The sequence below is a fragment of the Arthrobacter koreensis genome (genome assembly GCF_035792275.1).
GTDB classification, from domain to species: Bacteria; Actinomycetota; Actinomycetes; order Actinomycetales; family Micrococcaceae; genus Arthrobacter_B; species Arthrobacter_B koreensis_A.
The window spans coordinates 24,761-47,206 of the sequence record NZ_JAMWKK010000012.1 but is presented as its reverse complement, the minus strand read 5'-3'; the positions used below and the strand labels follow the sequence as shown (position 1 = coordinate 47,206).

16 protein-coding genes are annotated in these 22,446 nt (G+C 67.7%); all 16 read right to left on the bottom strand.

Annotation, left to right across the window (positions count from 1 at the left end; genetic code table 11):
- Positions 1–112: 112 nt before the first annotated feature.
- Positions 113–1,405, bottom strand: a complete 1,293-nt coding sequence (locus NGB94_RS12405) for a hypothetical protein (protein WP_325790951.1) — start codon at positions 1,403–1,405, stop codon at positions 113–115.
- The gene (locus NGB94_RS12400; protein WP_325790950.1) at positions 1,405–2,826 is read right to left on the bottom strand and encodes an O-antigen ligase family protein; all 1,422 of its coding nucleotides are present in this window, start codon (positions 2,824–2,826) and stop codon (positions 1,405–1,407) included. Before NGB94_RS12400 ends, NGB94_RS12405 begins: the two co-directional genes overlap by 1 nt.
- Positions 2,823–3,536, bottom strand: a complete 714-nt coding sequence (locus NGB94_RS12395; protein WP_325790949.1) for a hypothetical protein — start codon at positions 3,534–3,536, stop codon at positions 2,823–2,825. Before NGB94_RS12395 ends, NGB94_RS12400 begins: the two co-directional genes overlap by 4 nt.
- Positions 3,533–4,354 carry a hypothetical protein gene (locus tag NGB94_RS12390; protein ID WP_325790948.1) on the bottom strand — a complete coding sequence of 274 codons (822 nt, stop codon included), beginning with the start codon at positions 4,352–4,354 and terminating at the stop codon, positions 3,533–3,535. Before NGB94_RS12390 ends, NGB94_RS12395 begins: the two co-directional genes overlap by 4 nt.
- Positions 4,351–6,351, bottom strand: a complete 2,001-nt coding sequence (locus NGB94_RS12385) for a glycosyltransferase (RefSeq protein WP_325790947.1) — start codon at positions 6,349–6,351, stop codon at positions 4,351–4,353. Before NGB94_RS12385 ends, NGB94_RS12390 begins: the two co-directional genes overlap by 4 nt.
- Complete coding sequence (locus NGB94_RS12380; RefSeq protein ID WP_325790946.1) at positions 6,348–8,525, bottom strand: glycosyltransferase; 2,178 nt, start codon at positions 8,523–8,525, stop codon at positions 6,348–6,350. The genes NGB94_RS12385 and NGB94_RS12380 overlap by 4 nt, the downstream gene beginning before the upstream one ends.
- Positions 8,522–10,057 (bottom strand): oligosaccharide flippase family protein, encoded by a 1,536-nt coding sequence (locus NGB94_RS12375; protein ID WP_325790945.1) that lies wholly within the window; start codon positions 10,055–10,057, stop codon positions 8,522–8,524. Before NGB94_RS12375 ends, NGB94_RS12380 begins: the two co-directional genes overlap by 4 nt.
- Positions 10,054–11,181 (bottom strand): DegT/DnrJ/EryC1/StrS family aminotransferase, encoded by a 1,128-nt coding sequence (locus tag NGB94_RS12370; protein WP_325790943.1) that lies wholly within the window; start codon positions 11,179–11,181, stop codon positions 10,054–10,056. Before NGB94_RS12370 ends, NGB94_RS12375 begins: the two co-directional genes overlap by 4 nt.
- Complete coding sequence (locus NGB94_RS12365; RefSeq protein WP_325790942.1) at positions 11,178–11,876, bottom strand: acetyltransferase; 699 nt, start codon at positions 11,874–11,876, stop codon at positions 11,178–11,180. Before NGB94_RS12365 ends, NGB94_RS12370 begins: the two co-directional genes overlap by 4 nt.
- Positions 11,873–13,015, bottom strand: coding sequence for a DegT/DnrJ/EryC1/StrS family aminotransferase (locus tag NGB94_RS12360; protein WP_325790941.1), 1,143 nt, complete (start codon positions 13,013–13,015; stop codon positions 11,873–11,875). The genes NGB94_RS12365 and NGB94_RS12360 overlap by 4 nt, the downstream gene beginning before the upstream one ends.
- Positions 13,012–14,007: an NAD-dependent epimerase/dehydratase family protein gene (locus NGB94_RS12355; RefSeq protein ID WP_325791037.1), complete on the bottom strand. Its 996-nt coding sequence runs from the start codon at positions 14,005–14,007 to the stop codon at positions 13,012–13,014. Before NGB94_RS12355 ends, NGB94_RS12360 begins: the two co-directional genes overlap by 4 nt.
- Before the next feature lie 5 nt (positions 14,008–14,012).
- Positions 14,013–15,071 (bottom strand): Gfo/Idh/MocA family oxidoreductase, encoded by a 1,059-nt coding sequence (locus NGB94_RS12350; protein ID WP_325790940.1) that lies wholly within the window; start codon positions 15,069–15,071, stop codon positions 14,013–14,015.
- A 189-nt stretch (positions 15,072–15,260) separates the two neighbouring features.
- The gene (locus tag NGB94_RS12345) at positions 15,261–17,942 is read right to left on the bottom strand and encodes a helix-turn-helix transcriptional regulator (RefSeq protein ID WP_325790939.1); all 2,682 of its coding nucleotides are present in this window, start codon (positions 17,940–17,942) and stop codon (positions 15,261–15,263) included.
- 14 nt (positions 17,943–17,956) lie between these two features.
- Positions 17,957–20,575 (bottom strand): AAA family ATPase, encoded by a 2,619-nt coding sequence (locus NGB94_RS12340; RefSeq protein ID WP_325790938.1) that lies wholly within the window; start codon positions 20,573–20,575, stop codon positions 17,957–17,959.
- Positions 20,576–21,114: 539 nt separating this feature from the next.
- Positions 21,115–21,699, bottom strand: a complete 585-nt coding sequence (gene pth, locus NGB94_RS12335) for an aminoacyl-tRNA hydrolase (RefSeq protein WP_325790937.1) — start codon at positions 21,697–21,699, stop codon at positions 21,115–21,117.
- Positions 21,700–21,705: 6 nt separating this feature from the next.
- The gene (locus tag NGB94_RS12330) at positions 21,706–22,299 is read right to left on the bottom strand and encodes a 50S ribosomal protein L25/general stress protein Ctc (RefSeq protein WP_325790936.1); all 594 of its coding nucleotides are present in this window, start codon (positions 22,297–22,299) and stop codon (positions 21,706–21,708) included.
- Positions 22,300–22,446: the final 147 nt, after the last annotated feature.

The window sequence follows — 22,446 nt, the reverse complement described above, 5'->3', positions numbered from 1 at the left end:
TGCGATGTATGCGAGTGGCGGCTACCGGCGCATGCGTGTATTCCTCCCCCGGCCGGCCGGACTTTCGCTGGCCCGCGTCCGGCGCAGAGGCACCTTAGACGGGTAATCCGGTTTAGCCCGCCAGCGGGAGCCGGTAGATGTGGAACGAGTATTCGCGGTCAAAGGCATCCTCGAACGTTCCATCGCTCCCTACAGCCAGGAAACGGTCCTCAAAAAGCACCTCAGCATCTTCTGCTGCAACGCCCGGGGGCAGGAAGAACGTCCGCCTGCCGGCTTCGGTACCGCCCTCAAGCATCGCGAACACGTAGGCGTGTCCGTCGTGGACCTTGAGCATGGTGTCCAGCCCGGGACCGAATGAGTACCCGTACGACTGCGTATTGATCACCGGCGCCAGCTCGTGGATGCGGCGGTTCACTTCCGCAACTGCCTGCACCTGCGCCGTGCCGCAGAAACCCGGGTCCATTTGGGCAGCCCTGAAGACGTTGGAGCTCTGGCAGTCCCCGGAAAAGCTCTGGTTGAAGTAGAGGATTCCCCGGGCTTCATTGATGACCGCGCTCATGACGGCTCCCTGCACCTGTCCCGGTTCCACATACCCCGAGTACGTCCCCTCTATGGGTCCCCCATTCAGGTTCTCCACGAAGTGCCAGAGCTGCTGCAGTTCCCCGTCAGCGGCGTCGCGCAGCCGCAGGGCCTCGACGGCATGGCCGTAGCTGGAAGCCGTCCGGCAGGCCTGCCTGCTGATCTCCACCAGGTAGGGGCTGCGGTAGGGGTCCTGGGAACAGTGCGGAACCGTGTACCAGTACATGTCCAGGGAGACTACGTCCGTGGGCCCGTTCACGAGCGCCTCGGCGTCCTCGGCGGGAAAGTCATTGCTGATGATCATCTGGGTGAAGTTCGCCATCCGGAAGGTGCCCGGCGGGGCCTGCGCTGCCCTCCTCTCCAGCTGGCGCAGGCCGTCCGGCGGGCTGAAACGGCCATCCACCTCGTCATCCAGGAACGTGCCCACCCAGTTGGGGCTCGCGGGGTCGAAGGAGTCGTTGATCCGGTCGCCGATCCAGAACACGTTGTTGTCTTCGAAGAGGCTGAACGGTGTCTCCCGGGACACTCCGATGTAGGTGTTGATGCCCAGGGACTTGTCATACTGCACCTCGGCATCGGTGCTGATGCCGTTGTGCCAGGCGACGATGGGAAAGAACCCCGGCTCTGACCACCCGGCCGCTTCGGCGTTGGAGAATCTGCTCCAGTAATCCGGCCCGCCTTCCCACGGGATGCGGGGCAGGGCGAGCCCCGGTTCGGACGGGGGTGCCGGCGCGGGTTCGGCGGCACCGCTGCATCCGGCCAGGGCAGCGGCGGCCGCCAGTACGCAGGGAAGCACCCGGGTTCCGGCGCGGGAGCGGGCACGCATTACTGTTCCCCGGAAGGCGACGGTTTGCCGGGCAGCCGGCCCGCCGGCCCGGGGACACCGGGCCCCGCCATACCCGGCTGGAACATTCCCAAACCGGGCTCGGGGAACCCCGGATGAGCTCGGGCCAGGCCACGGTAGGCGCCGGCCAGCCCCGCCGCCAGGAACAGCAGTGCTGCTGAAATGGGGAAGTTCAGGCCGTCGAAAAAGGACAGCAGCACCGCCCCGGCCAGTATCGCTGCGGCCAGCCCCGTGCCCAGCGCCCGCGCCAGGCTCCTCGGCGGAGCCAGGGAGTACGCCGTGGACAGGGCTGCCCAGACTCCGCTGGCCAGGAGCAGGACCAGCAGCGCCAGGCCCGCGAGCCCTACTTCCACCAGGGCCGTCAGATAACCGTTGTCGAAGATCCGGTAGTTGGGCAGGAAGGTGCCAAAACCACGGCCGAAGAACAGATTCCTGGACGCAATCTCCGCCGCGACAACATAGCTCTCGGTCCGGGACAGGGAACTTGAATCGTTGCCGAGGGTCTGGAACATCCCGCGGATGGTTCCCGCAATGCCGGGAACGCTCACGTACACCAGTCCAAGCATCACGGTGAGGGCACCGAGCACCCTGATCCGCACGGCGGAGGGCCAGGTGGGGATCAGCACCAGCACGCCCACCGCTGCTCCGATAAACGCGGAGCGCGAGCCGGACATAAGGCATGCCAGCGCCAGCGCCGCCGCCGGCAACCAGCGCGCCGCCGGACTGCGGTCCTTGTCTGTCAGTGCCAGCGTCAGCGCCAGGGGCAGCGCCATTGACAGCACGACGGCGTATTCCAGCGGCTGCGTTGCAGTTCCGGAAGGCCGGATGAAATCGCCCCGGCTGGAAACCTCGTGACCGCCGTCGGCGCTGAAACCCGGAATGGACAACCATTCCAGCAGGCTCTGTCCGGCCAGGAACTGGGCGAGTCCCAGCAGGCCCGCCAGGCCGCTGATCAGGGTTAGCCGCCGGACCAGCGTCAGCCAGCGCCCGGGGCTGCTGATCCCGTCGTTGGCCAGCAGGGCAATGCCCACCCAGCCGGCCACCCGCAGCATGCCGCTGTCCGCCGGGGAGGATTCGCTGGGCGGTATTCCCTGAAGATTCGAGACCGCGTAGCTCACCAGGACAGCCGCCAGGAACAGGAGCAGGATCCACCGCACGGCCCGTGATCCCGCGTTCAGCCTGGTGGTTCGCCGCAGCCGCTCAAAGAACCACCAGAAAAGTCCCAGCAGTGCCCACAGCGTGGAGGGCCTGCCCATGGACCCCAGCGCGCTGAGAGTCAGGTAGGACGGAACGGCCAGCGTAAGAATCAGATAGACGGTCAGGAAGGAAACGACGTCGCCGGCCGCCGGAGCATGAGGGGGTCGCCGGAGGGCGTACGGGTTCCGGGGTCCCGGCGCTGTCACGGGATCCTCCCGGCCGGTTCCGGCAGCTGCTTCGGTCCTGGACTCCGGTGCCTGCCGTGTGCCTGCGTGCGGCGGGCCAGCAGAACGTCGCTTCCAGCTGCCGCGGCGCAGGACAGGCCGAACCCGGTCAGCGTAAGAACCACCAGAGCTTTGGCCTCCCCCATGCGTGTCTTTCCAAAGGAGCTGATAATGAGGTCCTCCGGTGCGCGCTCAACGATGATCAGTGAATCCGGCCGTGCGCCCGCCTTAAGCTGCAGTTCATCGCTCACCGCGCGAACCTCCGCATGCACCCGATCGATTTCCGCCGCCACTTCCCCGGGGCTGGGACCGGCAGACTGTACCGAAAGCACCGGACGGTTGAAGGACGACAGCCACTGCCCTCCGGTATCCAGCATGCCCACGGACGTTCCGCGGCGGATTCCGGTGCCGAACAGGGACGCAGTGGGCGAGGCGAGTTTGGCCGATTTCGTTCCAGCCAGGTACGTCCGCTCCACGATCGCTGTGAAATCTATGAGGGTTTGGGGCTCTGTCCCGGTAAGGGTCCGGCTTTGCCCGGGAACAGCTGGTTCCATGAAGACCAGATCCGCCTGCGTGGCATAGACCGTCGCGGACTGGGTTAGCGTCAGGAACGCGAATGCCGTACAGCAAAGGCCAGCCAGCAGCACATACCAGCGGCGCCGGAGGACTCTCAAAAGCTGGGCTGGAGTCACCGGGCCCTGGCGTCTTCCCCCGGGACGGTATCAGCCGGGGCCTGCCTGGCCGATGCCCTTGCCGGACTCTTTCCCGGAGTGCCGGCCCTGGTCTGCTTCCGCTTTGCGGTGACCGCCGCTGCGGTTCGTCCGCCTGCGTGCGCCGGTACATGGGGAGCAGCGGCCGGGTCGGGTCCGGCAGCCCCGCTCGCCGGGTCTGCCGCAGTGTTTTCCATCCTGTTTCGGCGCGAGAGCAGCAGCCCGTCGGCCAGCCCCGTGAGCAGGAACGTCCCGGCCAGCCCGGCGACGGCGGCAACAGCCAGTACCTGCAGGGTCTGTTTCGAGTTCAGCGCCGCTTCGTCATCCACTACCACGGGCATGATGTCGATCCGCTGTACCGGAATGACCGCCAGTTCATCCTGCATCCGGGTCAGCACGGCAGGGAGGGTTTCCAACGCCCGGTCCAGGACGGTCAGGGACTCAGCTTCCGTTTCGGCCGTCGCCTGCACCACCACGATTGAACCGCTGGTGCTGCGGTCCGGCTCGATCGTGTAGGTCGCCGAGGGATAATCCTCCAGTACCCGGTCCCGGACCGCCGGGGCGCTGGCCTGGCGGACCAGCACATCCAGCGCTTCGCTCATCCCGCCCAGCTGCAGATAAGGATTTCCTTCGTCCCCCACTGCCGCAGGCGGAGGCATCAGGACCATGCTGCCCTGGGCGTCGTAGGACGGCGGCACTACCTGGACCGCTCCCCAGCAAAGAACCGCGGTGAAGAGGATGCCGGAAAGGACCAGGTACCAGCGCCGCACCAGCACCGCCAGGCTCTGAGGTGTAGTCACGGCGTCCCCCCTCCTGAGGCACTCCGCCGGGCGCCGAGGTGTTCCTTGACCCGGTCCAGGCCTTCCTTGCCCGCAACCCGCAGCAGCACGGTCTTTGCCGCAGTCCGCAGCCCGGAACCGAGCGTCCGCCGCGGCGTCTCAACCAGGGTGTCCCTCACCCGCTGTGCCGCGGTAGGCGGCTGTGCACCGGCAATCAGGCCGGGAAAACGCTGCAGGTGGCCTGCAGGGGAAACCCGGTGTCCACGCACCCGGTTACTGACATTTCCCCCGTGCACTACCTGCAGCCAGCCCGGCGGCCCCTCTACTTCCCGGACCGGCATGCTGCGGCCCAGCATCGTGTGCCAGTCGGCCCAGCACGTAACCGCATCAGGCCAGGGTTCGGCCACGCTGCAGAAAGCGTTGGTCCTGTCCCGGCGCGCGAACAGCCCGGGCCCGGCGAGGATCAGTCCGTTCGGCAGGTACAGCGCCGTCCTCCCCCGCACCCGGGCGGCAGCGTGCTGCAGCCGCTCCACAAAGTCCGTGGCCACGCCGTCGTCGTTGTCCAGGTTGGTGGTCATCAGCTCAGGTGACGGCAGGGGAACCAGGCTGCGCAGGTCAGCCAGCAGATCGGCCCGGTCCACTGCGGTCCGGTAAACGGGGGTGAAGAGTCCGTCTGCGGACCACTCGCGGATACGTTCGCGCAGCCACGCCGGGCTTTCGGGATCGAAATAGACCAGCCAGCGGAACCGGGAGCTTGATTGTGCCGCCACCGAGGGCAGGCAGTAGGTTTCGAACAGTCCGGCCCGTTCGCGAAGCCAGCCTTCGCGTGCCCGCACCAGGGATTCCGGCCCAGGTGTAGGCAGGTTGAACCGGGTAATCAGGAAGTGGTCGCCGGTCCAGGCCGGGGCTGCCGCTTCGACGGCGTCCAGCAGGGTGCGCGCGCGGGCATCCCAGGAGTGTCCGCGCGCAAACTGCTGGCGCTCCCGGGTCTTCGCGGAATCCGGTGCTTCGGACAGGACCCGCCGGAGGGCGTCCGTGAATTCAGCCGGAGTGCCGGTACGGAGCACGTGTCCGGTGCCGAGCCAGCGTGCTGCCGGCAGGTCGGTCGAGACGACCGGCAACCCGGCGGAGAGGTAGTCCAGAGTCTTCAACGGGAAACTGGACCGGTTGAAGTCCGTCTCCGCATACGGCGTGATGCCTGCCCCGGCGGCGGAGAGCCGGGACGGAACCGCCTCAGCAGGGATTTCCCCCTCCCACGCCACGCTCCTGTTCTGCAGCAGCGCATCCAGCCGGGCCCGGACAGCGGGGTCCCGCTCCGTGCGCGGGCCAACGAGCGCCAGCGGAATGCCCGCTGCCGCGACGGCATCCAGGATGTCGAGATCGAGGCGTTCGTTCAGCTGCCCCAGCAGCACGGCGCCGTGCCGTTCCCCGGCGGCGTCCCCATCCGCCGGGGCGGCCGAGGGCACACAGCCGTTGGGAAGGTGAAGCACGGCGGTATCCGGCCGGAGCTGCCGCAGCCGGCCGGCCAGGTCTTCGCTGACCGCTGCCACGAGGTCCGCCTCTTCAAGGTTTCGGAGCATGCAGCGCCTGATCCGTGCTTCGGAGAGCCCCATGAGCGCGGCCCCGGAAAGCCAGTCGTCCGTGACGAAATAGACCTTCACGCCGGTTGCCAGGCGCGGAAACCGCGTCAGCGGTCCCGCCGCGACGACGGCGCCGGGTGCTTTCCGCTTCCCGGCCGCGGAGCGCACCGCCCGATGCAGCAGCCAGCCCGAAACGGTGTCCAGCACCGGCCGCCAGGCTCCCGGCGGGACCGGGACTATCAGCCGGGAGAGCTGCGGTGCCGGCTCATCTGTCCGGGGACGCAGTCCGCGGGCCGTGCCGCCAAAAACCGGCGCCGGCGGATCGACCCACAGGACTTCCCGGTACTGGGCCAGCGCAGCAGCGAGCCGCTTCTCTGTTCCGTCCAGGTTGTCCCAACGGGTGCCGGCCATCCACACCAGAGTGCCTTTGCTGCTCATGGGAGGCTCCCTTCCGTGCGCCGTGCCGGATACACCTCAGCGCCGCCGGGGCGGCCGCGGACCCGTCCGGTACTGCCCAGCAGTGCTGTCCCCCGGACCGGGTCGTGGGCCAGCAGGACCAGCCGGTTCCCGGAAGCCAGCCCGGAAAACACCCGGTATCCGCCTGGCGAAACGGTGTTGGCCAAAACCACCAGGGCGCAGCCGGAGAGGAAGTCCGCTGCCCCCGTCGCCGCTTCCGCGTCGGATACGAAGGCAGCGGTCCGTGCCGGGTCCAGGTTCTCCGGACCGTTCTGTGCGCCGGGCTCCGCAACAACGAGAGGTGGAAGGGACGGGTTCAGCGCGAGGCCGCGCTCCAGCGCCCGCTGCAGCGGCGAGGAGGACGGTTCCCCAAACAGCACCGCACCGTCAAGTCCCTCCCGGCGCACGGCGTCCGTGAGGATTCGGGAAAATTCGTCTGTTACCAGCCGCTGCTTCAGCGGGGACAGCCCGATCCGCAGCCGCTTCACCGCTCCGGTGCGGAGCCGCCAGCGGAGACGGCGCAGTGCACGCCGGCGGGCACGGCTAAGCACATGCTCCGCTGCCCGCAGCTTCGGCACTGTGTATGAACGCGGACGCAGGCCTGAGGGCGGCGGCATCCCGGCCGCTGCGCTTCCCCGGACGGCAAGGTGCAGGCCCTCCGGGGACTGGCCGCAGGCCTCCAGCTGGCGCTGGATCCCGGCATCCCAGCTTTCCCCGGGATGGTCCGGCACCGGGCAGACCGAAGGGCGGGCAGTCCCGGGCGCCGGCACCGGCACGCCCAGCCTGCATCGCATCCGGTCCAGTTCGCGGTGCCGCAGTTCGGGAAAGCGCAGCGCCCCGGCTAACGCCTGCTGCCGTTCCCCCGAACACAGCAGCGCCCGCAGATGGGTTGCCCACAGCACCGGGTCCGGGTCCGGCGCGGACCGGTCGGTAAACGTGTCCACCAGCGCCTGGGTGGTCCAGTCCCGGGCCGCCTCGGCGTCGCCTGCAGCCAGTTCCGTCCACGCCGCACCGACCACGGCTTCCGGAATGAAGTAGAAGTTCAGGCATTTCAGGAACTCGCGGCGGGCGCCCTCGGTGTCCCTGTCCGCCAGCAGCTGCCAGCCTGCCGCTAGGTTTTCCCGGTCCCGTCCGCCGGTCCGGAAAGGGGCAGGCACGTTCCCGGCCGGAGCCAGGAAGAGACTGCCGGCTGGTCCGGCCTGGACAATGCGTTCGCCCGGGCTACGGGTTGCCTGGAGCTGCAGCCACTGCAGGACCTGGTTCCGGCGGGACTGTACATGGTTTCCGTGCACCAGATCGTGTCCCGCCGCGGTGATGTTTTTCAGCTGTTCGGGATCGGACAGCAATGCGTCCAGTTTCCCGGCGATCTCCCCAGCCTCGCCCAGTACACAGTTCTGCATGTCTTTGAATCCGAATGCTGCGAGCGCCGGGGTGTCCTCCGCGACCAGGCAGGCGCCGGCAGCTGGAATCTCCAGGTGCTTGCGCACCAGGTCACGCGACATACTTCCGCACGCGGGTACGAAAATGCTGGCACTGAGCAGCCGGGCATAATCCTGCCCAAAGACCGTGCGGCCGCCGGCCTTGCCCCATCCGTAGTGCGGCATGGTCATAGTCGCGAAGCTGCGGGACAGGACCCGCCCGACGGCGTTGCGCCACGGATAGTGGCGCTCCTGGCTCCCGGTAAAGAGGACCGGGATGTTTTTCTCCACCGGGTAGGGATGGAAAACGGCGGGGTCCACAGAGTTGGGCCAGACGAAAAGCCGGTCAGCGATTTCCGGGGTGTACTCGGCCATAGCCACTGAGGTGGTGAAGAACTGGTCAACGCCCCACCGGTCCATATCCGAGAGGAAGACCGCGCGGGCCAGGTCGTAGGGGTCCGAGTGGAGGAAGCCGAGTTTGGGGACCTCCGGGTGGCTGGAGGTGTTGCGGATGCTGCGTTCTCCCGCGTAGACGCCCGATTCGAAGATGCTGAGGGCCGGTTCAAAGGCGTCGCACTCGGCCTCGTAGTCACAGTCCCGGTCGATGACCCGGACCTCGAAGAAGTGCTCCAGCGTCTGGACATGTTCATCCAGGTGCCGGTTCAGGAATCCGGGAAGCCCTGGTTTGGCCCAGCGGAAGAACAGAAGCCGGGGCTTCTCCTGGCTCGGGTGGATCATCGGATCCCCTCCCTGACGGGCCGCAGCCTTGCCAGCAGCGGACGTTCAAATCGGTCGTAAGCTGCCAGCAGCTTTCCGGCGGAGCCGCCGGCCCGGGCCGGCAGCACCCGGCGGAGCATGGGCGCACTGAACGCGAGATAGCCCACGCAGCCGGCGAAGCCTCCCAGCAGCAGCCTGCCCAGGTCCCCGCCGGCGAAGGAAACTGCTGCCAGGGCCAGCGCAGCGGCTGCCGCGGCGGCTCCCGCCGGGCCTGCCGCGGCCCGCAGCAGGAGCCGGCCCGGAGCCGGAACCGATCCGCGGACGGCGCGCAGATACAGCGGCATGATCACGGCAACGATCACGGCGACGTGTACCCACGCGGCGCCGGTCAGCCCGAACGGCCCCAGGCTGAGCCCTACTGCCGGAATCAGCAGGACCAGCCAGACGGCCTGCACGCCGAAGACGGCACCCGCCCGGCCCTGCCCAACCAGCAGGTTCGAGAGCAGCAGCGAAAGCGCAAAGACTCCGCCGTACAGGGCCAGGACCCGCAGGACCGGAGCAGCCGGCGCCCAGGTTCCGCCGTAGAGCACCGCCACCAGTTCCCCGGCGAGCACCAGCGTCAGCGCCGTGACCGGGAAAGCGATCAGCGCCACCAGCCGGGAAGTCCGCGCCAGGAATGCCCGTAGTTCCGCGGACCCGGCACCCAGCGCGGAGAACGCCGGCATGGCAACTGAATTGATCGTGGAGCTCATGACCGAGGTGGACCAGGACGCCACTGTGAAGGCCAGCGTGTAGATGCCAAGCTCCACCGGGCCCAGGAAGGCGCCGATAATTGCGTAGTCAGCGTTGAGCAGGCTGTAGCCCAGCAGGTTTGCACCCGCCAGCGGCAGGCCAAAGCGCAGTACCGGCCCCACTTCTGCCCGGCGGAGCAGGGGCCAGTAGGTCCTGTCCACACTCAGGGCCATGACTATCCCGCTCACCAGCTGGCTCACGACGCGGGACCAGGCGAAGGCCATGGCGCCGTCGCCCTGCAGTGCCAGCAGAACCAGGACCAGGTTCCCCGGCACAAAGGCGACAGCGGAGGCCAGGAACACCTTGCCCTGCCGGAATTCACGCACCAGCAGCGCACCGGGAACGGTGAAGACACCGCCCAGGACGACGGCGATCGCCAGCACGCGGATCGGTGCGGCTGCCTCCGGGGCACCCAGCAGCCGGGCCAGCGGATCTGCTGCCAGCGCCATGCCCCCGGCCAGGACGAAGGAACTGGCGATGGCCAGCAGGGCGACCGTCGAGGCCACCCGTTCGGGGTCGAGGTCCCGCCGGGCAACACACGAGGAGAGCCCAAGCTCGCCGAAGGATGAGACGATCGCGTGGACCACCAGAGCAGCGGCGAACACCCCGAACTCGTGCGGAGTCACCAGGCGAACCACCACCACCATGACGGCGATTCCAGCCAGCTTCATCATCAGGGCATTGGCACCGCTCCAGAGGGCGCCGCGGGCGGCACGCGCCCCAATGCCCTCCAGCCCGGCTGACTCCGGGGGTGCTGTCACCGCAGCGCCTCCGCCAGCTTTTCAGCGACGTATTCCTGCTGTTCCCGGCTTAGGTGCGGATGCAGCGGCAGTGACAGCAGCCGCTCAGCAGCGTCTTCGCTGACCGGGAAGTCGCCGGGCCCGTAGCCAAGGTGTGCATAGGCACCGGTTAGGTGCACCGGCACCGGGTAATGGATTCCAGCGCCGATGCCCGCGTCCGTAAGGAACTGCAGAATCCGCTTCCGCTCCCCTGCCGGCACCCGCACGGCATAGATGTGCCAGACGTCCGTGTTGCCTTCCGCGCTGGCGGGCAGCACCAGCCCCGGAATCCCGGCGAGCAGTTCCCCGTAGGCCGCCGCGGCGTCCCGGCGCCGCTGGTTCCATGCGGCGAGCCGTTTGAGCTTGGCACTGAGCACAACGGCCTGCACGGCATCCAGCCGGGAGTTCATGCCGGCCGCTTCATGCCGGTACTTGACCCGGCTGCCGTGGTCCGCAAGCAGCCGTACCCGGTCCGCAGTGTCAGCGTCCTCCGTGAGGACCGCCCCGGCGTCCCCGGCGGCGCCGAGGTTCTTTCCGGGATAGAAACTGGTTCCCGCGGCGTCGCCCAGGGTGCCCGCCTTCCGGCCGAACCGTTCGGCGCCCTGGGCCTGCGCGGCGTCTTCCACGATCGCGGCGCCAAACCGCCGCGCGGTGAAGGCCAGTTCCTCCACCGGTGCGGTCTGGCCGAACAGATGCACGGGCATCAGGGCACGGGTTTTGGGTCCGGCTGCCGAGGCCGCGCTGGCGGAGTCCAGAAGCAGGTGCTCCGGATCGACGTCCGCGAGCACCGGCAGGGCTCCGGCGCGGCTCACTGCCTCCGCGGTGGCAATGAAGGTATTGGCCGGCAGGATCACTTCCGTCCCCGGCTCCACACCGCAGGCCCGCAGCGCAAGTTCCAGTGCGTCCGTGCCGTTGGCTACGCCAATGCAGTGCGCGGTTCCCAGCCACTGCCCGTAGGCATCCTCGAAGGCCGCAACGTGGCGGCCGCCGATGAAAGCGGTGGCGGCAAAGACTTCCTTGAGCCCGGCTTGGATCTCCTCATCAACTTCCGCATGCTGCGCGGCGAGATCCACCAGCGGCACCGTAACGGCGGGAGGTGTTTTCATCGGTGATCCTTCCAGCTGCTCTCCGCACCCGGAAGGGCGGCGGTAAGGTGTGTGCCGGCCCGGCGGAGTTCCCTGGCGGGAACACCCGCCCAGGTTTGTCCGCCGGGAAGGTCCCTCAGGACTGCCGATCCCATGCCAACGACGGTCCCCGCACCAATCCGCACACCCTGCCGGACGGTCGCTCCCATACCCAGGTACGCTCCGGACCCGACGCGGACGCCGCCGCCCAGGCATACGCCCGAGGTGAGCGTGGCGTAGTCCTCCAGGACGTCGTCGTGCGTCAGGGTGCAGTTGGGCATGACGGCAACGTGCCGGCCTACCGTAACGGCTGCCGTCAGGACTGTTCCGGCGAGGAGGATGCTCCCGGTGCCCACCGTGCACCCTTCGGTCATGTGGACTCCCGGGTCCACGAAGGTCGCGAACCGTTCCTCGGCCACCCCGGTGCGCGCCAGGGTCTGGACCATCCCGGCGCGGGCGGCTCCGGATCCGGCGCAGGCCAGGAAACTGCAGCGGGGGTAGTTCGCCGCGTCGCTCAGGCCGCCCAGGACCGGGACTCCGTCCACCAGCGTTGAGTGCAGGGCTGCGTCGTCGTCAAGGAACCCGAAAATCCGGTAGGACCGGGTCCGGCGGAGCGCGGCCAGCACTTCCCGTGCCAGTCCTCCGGCGCCGAGCAGCAGCAGCGTGGGCATGGTCATGGCTTCCTGCCGCTGGCGGCCACGGTCTCGATGACCCGGGCCTGTTCGGACTCGGTCATTTCGTGGAACAGCGGCAGGATCAGGGTGCCGGCGCTCAGCCGCTCGGTGGCTTCCAGCGAAGCCGTACCGGTGTCCCTGTTCCGGTATGCCGGTTCCAGGTGGGCTGCCATGATGCCCCGCCGTGCTGAAATCTCCTGACGGGCCAGTGCCTCAAGCACTCCGTTGCGGTCGGTCCCGAATCCGGGCAGCACCTCGATCCAGTAGGACTGGAAGTTTGATTCGCCCCAGGGCGGGTCCTCGACCGGGCGCAGGAACTCGATTTCCGCGAAGGCCTTGGCGTAACCGGCGGCCAGTTCGCGCCTGCGGCGCACCACGGCGTCGAGCCGTTCCAGCTGCACCAGGCCAACGGCGGCCTGCAGGTCTGTCATGCGGTAGTTGTAGCCGACCTCGGTGTAGGCCTCCGCCGGGGCAAGGATGCTCGCGCTGCGCTCCGCCGCCGAAAGGTTCATGGCGTGTTCGCGCAGTGTCCGGGCGCGGGCCGCCCAGTCCGGATTCGACGTCGTCAGCATTCCCCCTTCCCCGGTGGTGAGGATCTTCCGGGGGTGGAAGGACCACGCCGCGATCTCCGCACCGGCCCCGGCAGGACGCCCCGCGTACCGGGAGCCGGCGGCGCAGGCAGCGTCTTCCAGGACCGTGATGCCCAATGGATCGCACAGTGCACGCAGCGGTGCCAGGTCTGCCGGGACTCCGCCCTGGTCGACGGCGATCACCGCTCGGGTCGCCGGAGTCAGGGCGGCCTGGACCGTCTCCGCGGTGAGGTTGCCGGTGCGGGGATCCACATCGGCAAACACCGGCCGGGCACCGACGTAGGTGGGTGCGTTGGCGGTGGCAATAAAGGAAAAGGAAGGAACTACGACGTCGTCTCCCGGACTGACGCCGGCGACGATCAGCGCCAGGTGGAGCGCGGTCGTGCAGCTTGAGGCGGCCACGGCATGGCCAGTTTCCATCCGTTCGGCGAAGGCAGCCTCGAACTGCGCCGTGCGCGGCCCCTGCGCAATCCACCCGGAGGCTATGACCTCGCTGAGCGCTGCGGCTTCCTCTTCCCCCAGCCACGGCTTCATCACGTTGATCCGGCTCATGCTCCGGCGCTCCCGCGTCCGGCTGCGATCTCCGAGCGCAGCGGAAGCCACCACTGGACCAGCTCCGTCAGGCCCTTGTGGAGGGGAACTTCCGCTTTGAAACCCAGGTCCGCCGCAGCCGCAGAGGTATCGGCCAGCCTCCGGCTCACGCCGTTGACCGTCCGTTCCGGGCCGAACTCGACGTCGAGGTCTGAGTTCATCACCACCAGCAGGGCCCGTGCCAGCTCCAGCAGGCTGGTTTCGGTCCCGCTGGCAATGTTGTAGATCCCCGCCGGGGTGTCCTGGACTGCGGCCAGCAGGTTCGCCCGGGCTATGTCAGTGGTGTAGATGAAGTCCATGGTCTGGGCTCCGTCGCCGAAAATCAGCGGCGGACGCCCGTCGGCGATTCGTTCCATCCATCGAACCAAAACCTCCGTGTAGAGGCCGTGAACGTCCATCCGGGGCCCGTAGACGTTGAAGTAGCGCAGTCCGGTGTAGGCCAGCCCGTACATGGCGTAGAAGCTGCGGAGCATTCCTTCGTTGAAGGCCTTCGCAGCCCCGTAGAACGTGTCGTTGCTGTGCAGGTGGTGGTTCTCACGCGTCGGGAACTCCTCGGCCAGGCCGTACACCGAGGCGCTGGAAGCGGCGATGACGCGTGCCGCGCCGTGCGCCGCCGCTGCCTCGAGCACGTTGAAGGTTCCGTCCGCCAGCACTTCCAGGGCCAGCCTGGGGTCCTCGGCGCACTGGGTGATGCGGATGGCAGCCTGGTGGAAGACGAAGTCGGTGCCCCGGGTCAGGTCGTTCACCGCGTCCCGGTCCCGGATGTCTGCCTCATACAGGCGCACCCGTGAATCGGCCAGCGCATCGGCAAGGTTGGCGCGGCGTCCGCGCACCAGGTTGTCCAGGACCCGGATCTCTCCGGCCCCGGCGTCGAGCAGCTGGTCCACGATGGCCGAGCCGATGGTGCCGGCGCCGCCGGTGACGAGGACAGATGCTCCGCGGAGCGGTTGGATGTGTGTCATGAGGCGGATTCCAGTTCATGAGTGGGGCGGAGCGGGACGGGAGCACCGCTCATCTGGCTGTGGGTGGCGGCTTCGAGCACTGACAGGACCCGCACACCGGCTGCTCCGCTGGTCAGGGCGGGACGCCGGGTGCGGATGCTGGCGGCGAATTCAGTGGCCATCGCCGCGAGCGCCTCGTGTTCGGGCAGGGCAGGAGACCAGGTGTCGCCGAGGCGGTAGGAAATATTGGACTGGGACCGTTCCTCCTCCCCGGCCGCACGGGAGAGGTTGACGCCGCGGTCGTAGACGCTCAGCCGCTGCTGCGGGTTGAGGTCGTCCCAGACGAGGGTGCGGCGGCTGCCGCCAATCACCAGCTGGCGGATTTTGGTGGGGCTGAGCCAGTTCACGTGAATGTGGGCCATCGCCCCTGATTCCAGTTCCAGGACCAGGTGTCCGACGCAGGCGCTGCCGGCGCCCAGCGGATCGGCTCCGTGTGCCGAGACACGGACCGGTTGCAGCCCGCCGGGCAGGACGAAGTCCAGGATCGCCAGGTCGTGCGGGGCCAGGTCCCAGAAGACGTCGACGTCGGGCTGGATAAGTCCCAGGTTGATGCGCACCGAATCGATAAACAGGATTTCGCCGAGCTCGCCTCCGGCTATGAGCTCGCGGATCTTCAGGACAGCCGGCGTGTAGCAGTACGTGTGGTCCGCCATCAGCACCAGTCCGGCTGCTTCCGCCTGCTGGACCATCTGTTCGCCGCGGGCCAGCGAATCCGCCAGCGGTTTCTCCACCAGGACGTGTTTTCCCGCGGCCAGCGCGGCCGTCGCCAGGGCGTGGTGGGTCCGCGCCGGCGTCGCTATGGCCACGGCGTCGAGCTCCGGATCCTGCAGCAGTTCCTGGACTGAACCGGTGACCGGCACGTTGCCCACGCTCCGGGAAAGCCGTGCGGCACGGTCGGTGTCCAGGTCGCAGATGGCTGAGAGCTGCCAGTCGGAACCGGCATTGAAGTTGCGGGCGAGGTTGGGACCCCAGTAGCCGGCGCCGATGACCGCCACCGAAAGCGGCGCTTCGGGCAAAGCCGATCCAGGGATTGGGAAAGGGGGCACTTGGAGACCTGCGTTCTGTCCGCAGCCGGGCGGCTGAGCTCTGATACTGCGCGACACCCTACGAAGCGGCAGCAGCAGGCCGGATGAGTACCGCCTACGGGTCGTTACTCGGCCATGCAGGCGGGTACTGCGGACGCGGCGGGTAGTCCCTCCCGGGAACTACTCCCCCATCAGCTCGGCGGTGAGTTCCTCCCGCCTGCTGATGCCGAGTTTCTCGAAGATGCGGTAGATGTGGCCCTCCACGGTCCGCACCGACAGGAACAGCTGCCCGGCGATCTCTGCGTTGCGGTACCCCTTGGCCACCAGCCCTGCTACGTCCCTTTCCCGCCGGGTCAGGGCCGGCGCAGAGGCACTGCGCCCGGTTTCCGCACCGGCAGAGGATTTGCCGATCATCCGCTGGACCCGCTGGATCTGGGTGCGGTCCCCCTGCGACTTGGCGATCCGCAGCGCCTCCTGCAGTGCCATCGGCCCAAGGGCACGCGCATCGACGTCCTTCGGCTCGGAGGCAAAGCGCAGCAGCCCTTGTACGTCCTGGTCCAGGACAGCCCTGGCGAACACGTTCACGGCACGGCCCCGCGGGCCCTGGATTTCTTCGGAGAGTTTCAGCAGGCGGTTCATAACTGTGGGGTCCCCTGCCCGCATGCTCAGGCAGCGCAACTCGAATTCAGCTGCTGCGAGACCATGTTCCTCGGCCTGCTCACCCGCCTCGCGCAGGGCCGCGAGCGCCTTGGGATCCCCGGTCCTGGCATATCCGGCGGCAAGGCGGTTGCCCCGGGCTATGAAGCGTGTGCTGACCGTGCCCCTTGGCTCCAGCCGGTCGCAGTCTGCCAGCAGTTCGTCCGCCCGCTCAAGATCTCCCGCACCCGCGGCCAGCTGGGCGGCAATGGAGAGGGCAACAGCGAGGTTGCCGTCCGGATCATGGGTCCGCATTCCTTCGATCGCGGCGGTGAGCTTTGGCAGTGCCGCCGCCAGGTTGCCCCGGCGCAGTTCCATGATGGCGAGGCAGAAGTCCACCGTGCCGCCGACCCGGAGCGCGCTCTGCGAGGCCCCCACAAGGTCCTGGTGCACGGAACTGAGGACTTCGTCCCAGTAGCCGGCCCACAGCAGCGCCGACAGGTGGCGGTGGAGGACAAACTGGTAGTACGTCAGGAACCGGTGCTCGCTGTGGGCCACGATGGAGAGCGCCTCGCGCGTCAGTGCCACAGCGCTTTCCGCACGCCCGCTGCTTGAATGGATTTCCCCCAGGAGCGCCAGGGAGACGAGCACTGCCTCAGCGTCCTGCGCTTCCCTTGCCTGAACCAGCAGGTCCCTGACCGCGGACTCCGTGCCGCGGTGGTCTCCGCCGGCCACCGCAATCAGTGCCCCCAGGAGTGCGGCGCCGCGCCACGAGGAGGCGATATCCGCCTCCAGTTCCTCATCCAGCGTTCCGGCGGCGGCAGCTGTCTGCTCAATCCGCTGGATCGCAGCTTCCCAGGCCGCCCGTGCCTCGTGGAACCCGTCAGGCACGTGGGCAAGCCTCTGCAGCAGCTGGACCCGCACCAGGGTGCCCAGCTTCGCCGTCGTCAGGTCGGCTGCGGCTTCCACTGTTCCGGTCACGAGCTCCCGTGCCGCATCGAAGTTGGCACGGTGGTAGTGGGCGCGGGCCTTCTGGATCCTGGCGGCGGGCAGCAGGGCCGAATCCTTGATCTCTCCTGCGGCTCGGAGCGCAAAATCGCTGTCGAAGAAGTTGTTGGCCATGTACGCGGCCCTCAGCAGCTGCTCGTCCGGGACAGCGGCTCCGCAGTCCAGCGACCAGCCGACGCTTCGCAGCAGGCCGTCCATGGACTCCGTGTCATCAGGCATGATGGCCAGGACCCGCTGGCGCAGGCGTGCGCTTCGCGCAGCCGGGACCATGTGCCGCACCAGCTGCCCGTACAGCGGATGCCGGGGCCGGAGCAGCCGGTTGCCCTCGTCTTCCACGGTGACCAGGTTCGCCGCCGTCAACGCGTCCACAGAACGGTGCAGGCCAAGCTTGAACGCCACCGCCACGGGCACCGGTTCTGCCAGCGCAATGATTTCCATTGCTTCCCGTTCCTCGCCGGACAGCCCGGAGAGCTGTGCCTTCAGCAGATCCGCCAGCCGGCCCTGCGGCGGGTCGGCGTTTTCTCCCATCAGCCACACCCCGTGCCGTTCGGTCAGAGCGCCGTTGCGGCGGGTCTCGGCGACCAGCGCCAGCACGAACATGGGATTGCCCCCGCTCCGCATGGCAAGTTCAGCGCTGGTAGTGCTGAGCACCGGCCCGCCGAGCACCTGGCTGCAAAGCTCGTGGACCTGGGATTCAGTCAGCGGCTGGAGGTGGTGCCGCGCAATGGCTCCGCTCCATACCTGGGCCGGGATTCCTGCGGGGATCTCAGTGATACTCCTGGTCAGCACCAGCATCCGAACCCTGCCCGAAGCCATTAGCTGGGACAGCAGGTCGGCACTGGCTTCATCCAGGGCGTGGGCGTCGTCTACGACCATCAGCGGAGTGGTATCCGTGCCGCGCGCGGCTGCCGGACGCAGCTTCCCGAGCAGCGCCCGCATGACAGCCAGGGGCGAGTCCGTATCGTCCGCCGAAAGCACAGGCAGCAGCGGTGCCAGGGCACCGAAGGGGATCCCGGTCAGCGCTGCGCTGGCATGGATCCTGAAAACCGGCATTTCGTGTTCGAGCTTGCTGACGACGACGTTGGCCAGCGCGCTTTTGCCCATGCCCGCTTCGGCCACCAGCAGGGCGCCGCTGAGCTCAGCGGAGCGCAGGTCGGCCAGGACCGACTGGACCTCCGCCTCCCGGCCCACCAGCTGCTGTGATGCAAAACCCTGCATTCTTCCCCCATACCTCATTCTGCGGAGCGCAGAACATCCCTCAACTCAGTTCTTCCCGACACATGCAGCTTTCGAAACAGTTTGTTCAGGTGCCAGTCCACGGTGCGCGGCGACAGGTGCAGTTCCTCGGCAATTTCGTTCCTTGATGCTGTCCCTGCCGCCAGCTGAACCAGCCGCGCGTCGAAGTCGCTGAGGCCCTCCAGCATGTTCTGGATGCTGTTTTCCCGCAGGAGCCTTCGGTACGCAGCGTTCTCCACGGCAGCGGCCCGGCGGGCGATGCTGCCCCCGCCGGCGGGGGACACAGTGCGGACCAGGCCTGCGGCGTGATGGGCCAGCAGGTGATGGCCAAGCTTGGCAGCGCCCTCGGCTGCCTCCAGCAGGATCCAGGGATCGCTGCCCAGCAGCCCGCGGCCATAGGATGCCAGGACCTGGGCCCAGCGGCCCGTTGCGGTAGGGGCGAGCCTGGCGAGCTGCGCGGCCGCGGACATGTCTCCCCTGCTTGCGGCCGCTTCGTAGCAGCCCAGGGCAAAGGAAATGTTGCCCCGGGCTTCCGCTTCCTCGCCCATCTGAACCAGGCTTCGTGCGGCGGTTTCCTTCTCCCGGCCCTGGCGGGCCAGCGTCCGGAAGAACTCGGTGACCCGTGCCGCATGCCAGAACGGGTGGTTTCGGAAACGGGGGGCAAGCTTTTGGTAGAGGGCGGCACGGGACGGGTTTCCGCTGAGTCCGTGGGCATAGGACAGCAGCGCCGCGGCGAGGGGCAGCAGGTCCTGGGGATCCCGGAACCTCAGCTGACTCACTGCCGGCTCGAGGGCCTCTACCGCTGCATCGGATTCACCGGCGGCCGCACGGACCACGCCCCAGACCAGCTCACCGGCAGTGCCCCGGTAGGCATCGTGGATGCCTTCAGTATTCTCACGGACAAAGCGCAGCGCACGGTCCAGGTCTCCGGCCGCATAAAAGGCGTAGAACAGGCGGTTCAGAATGACGCTCTGGTCCGGTGCCGGATGGGGAGCACGCAGCAGGGCCCAGTGTTCATCCACCAGGCCCAGCGCTTCGCCGGCCTGCCCGGTGACCGCCATGGCCTCCGCTGCCGCAGCCACGGCAAGGGCACGCATCCGCTCCGATATGCCGCTTCGTGCCGCCAGCGACCGCAGGGGCTGGACGGCCTGGACACAGTTCCCGTCGGCCAGCTGGAGTTCTGCCTGGGCATAGTCGATTTCGGCGGTGGTTTCCGGGGTGTCCGGCGCCTCCCCGAGCCCGTCCGGGGCCTGGCGCAGGCTGCGCAGGACCAGACCGGGGTCCCCTGATTTGGAAAGACTGCGCAGCAGCGCAGCCTTCAGGATCATGAGCGAAACCCAGCTCCGGCGCCTGTGCGGATCAAAATCCGGTTCGAAACCCGTCAGGACGTCGAGGGCAGCCTGGTCTTCCCCCAGCGCCATCAGCGCCCGGATTTCCTCGAGGACTAGCTCCTGGTCACGGGTATCGGGACTGATCGAACCTACGAAGGCCAGCGCGGATGACGGCTTGCCTGAATCGTTGGCGAACCTGGCGGCGATCTGGACCCAGTTCGCTCCTGGTTCCGCCTCGCAGGCCAGCGACCAGGAGACAAAGCCGGACAGCGCCGCAGGGGTAAGGACCCCGGGGTCCGGCAGCGAATCGGACAGTTCCTTCCACAGTTGGTGGCTCCGGCCCAGGGGAACGTTGGCAGCGACCACCGAGACGAACAATGAGTCCGAGAGCTTCACCGCCGGCAGCGCCCCGCGTTCGAGCACAACCGTTCCGTCTTCTTCGAGGGCGTCCAGTGTTTCGGGGGCAACCAGTACCAGCACTGTGGGCAACGGCAGCGGGCTGACATGCGAGAGGACCTCCACCAGCTTGCGGTGGTCCGCAGGCAGCCTGGACAAACGCGTGAAGATGACTTCTGCTACGGCGCCGTTATGGGAATAGGACCCGGCACGGACCCATGTCTGATCGGAGAGGACCAAACGTCCCTGCCGCACCTGTTCAGCCGTCATGAGGATGGTGAAATGCGGATTACCCTGCGTTTCCACCCACATGTCACGGGCAGCCGGTTCGGATACCGGCCCACTCAGGAAACCTTCCATCAGTGTCCGGGTTTCCGTCCGGCTGAGGGGTTCGACGTCGATCCGGTCCAGGTGCCCGTCTGCCCAGAGTGAGAGGACCTCCGGTTCAGCGCGCAGCAGATCCGTGGCCGTGGCCACGAGGATTATTTCCCCGGAACGCACCAGCTGGGCGATGACCTGGACGGAGAGTTCATCGAGCTCGTCGACGTCGTCAACCACCAGCAGGAGCGGTACGCCCGCTGCCCTCGCACGGAGCAGCCTGCGCACTTCGTGGAGTGCGCTCACAGGATTCAGGCCTCCGGTCAGCGGCAGCTCGCTCAGCAGCGGTGCCAGGGCACCGTAGGGGCTGCGCCGGGAGACTGCTGTCCCGTGCAGCGTCTCGACCCGGAATCCGCGGGCACGGTCGATGAGCGCCAGTGCAAGCGCTGACTTGCCAACGCCCTGCGGCCCGACGATGAGCGCTCCCCGTCCTCCAGCCAGGGCGGACTCCAGGCGTCCGAGCACAGCGTCACGGCCCACGAGTCCCGCCAGCGGCCTGGGCAGCCTCATATTGTGCCGGCCGGCAACAGATGCGGCCGCCTGCCAGGACCGTACGAAGCAGGCCCTTCCATATGTTCCCCCCAGATCCCCGATTCAGTGCCTGATGTGGCTCGCTGCGCAGCCGCGCTTGCCATCAATCCGCTGCAGGAAAGAGTACGCTCCATCAGCGCCCATAGGAAGGCATGCAAGTGCGGATGTCGCCGCCGGGAAGTGCCGGTCGGCTGTCCGGGATAGGTGGAGGGCTCGGGCCACGGCGCAAACCGATGCTGCCGGCAAACGCCGGATGAAATGGGCTGAGGGAGGAAGTACTGCTTCAGGAGAGTTGTAAGGGACCGGCGCCGGGATGGGGGTGGCCCAGTCTCGGAGGCCTCCCGACGCCGGCCCCGCTTCAGGAGCCCGAAGGCTACCGCCAGTGTAGGCCCGGCCCGGGGACCAAACAATGCTCCCTTGGGGGACCGCGGGCACGGGTTCTATACCTAAATATTCTGCGGCGGCTACTCGTGGCAGGTGACCTGCGGCTTTACCCGCCGAGGACGCCGGAAGGAGCGTCAGGCCCCGCTGTGGAACTTCTGCTGGGCGGCGAGCAGACCGTCGGAAAGCAGCAGCTCAACAGCGTCTGCGCCGTCGGAAAGCAGGAAGGGCAGCTCCTTGGACTCAGCCGTGCCGAAGTCCTTCAGGACCCAGTCCGCTGTGTCCATCCGGCCCGGAGGACGGCCAACGCCCACACGTACCCGCAGGTAGTCCTTGGTGCCGAGGGCCTTGCTGATGTCGCGCAGTCCGTTGTGCCCGCCTTCACCGCCGCCGAGCTTGAGCTTGACCGAGTTGAAGGGAATGTCGATTTCGTCGTGCACGGCAACGACGTTCCCCGGATCGATCCCGTAGAAGCGCGCCAGCGCGGAGACCGGTCCGCCGGAGAGGTTCATGTAGGTGAGCGGCTTCGCCAGGACCACGCGGGGACCGCCGATGCCGATGCGGCCTTCCAGGACCTGCGCACGGGACTTGTGCGATTTGAACCTGCCGCCCATGCGTGAGGCCAGCTCGTCCAGGACCATTTGGCCAACATTGTGCCGGTTACGGCTGTAGCCGGGCCCGGGGTTCCCGAGCCCGGCTACAAGCCAGGTGTTGCTGGTCAAGAAGGACTACGCCTCTTCGGCAGCAGCTTCTTCGGAAGCTTCTTCAGCCTCGTCGGCAGCCGAAACGACCGGCTCGGAGATGTTGACAACCATGGTCTCCGGGTCCAGCAGCAGCTCGACGCCTGCGGGGAGCTCAATGTCACCGGCGGTGACATGCTCGCCTGCGGCACGGCCTTCGACGGAGACCGTGACGGTTTCCGGCAGGTTGGTGGCGTCGGCGGAAACGAGGACGGTCACGGCTTCCTGGTTGTAAACGGCGCCGGGGGCAACTTCGCCTTCAACGTGGACGTTGACCTCGACGTCGACCTTCTCGCCCTTGCGGACGGTCAGGAGGTCGATGTGCTCGATGATCTGCTTGATCGGGTCGCGCTGGATGTCCTTGGCCAGGGCCAGGTGGCCTTCGCCGTCGACGTCGATTTCCAGCAGCGCGTTCGGGGTGCGGACGGCCAGCGTGGTTGCCTTGGCGGGCAGCAGGATGTGCATGACATCGGCGCCGTGGCCGTAGATGACTGCGGGGATCTTGCCGGCGGCGCGGGCCTTGCGGGCTGCACCCTTGCCGAAGTCGGTGCGGGTCGAGGCTGCGAGCTTCTGCTCAGACATTGCAAACTCCTGTGTTGGTTCTTCCGGGATTTCAGTTGCCTATTCGGCGCCGGTATCGGAACGAACCAGCTGCATCATCTGCGCCGGTCCTCAGAAACTGAGTCAGGGCGCGTGCAGTTGAGAAGTTGCCAGCCACCGTCGATAACG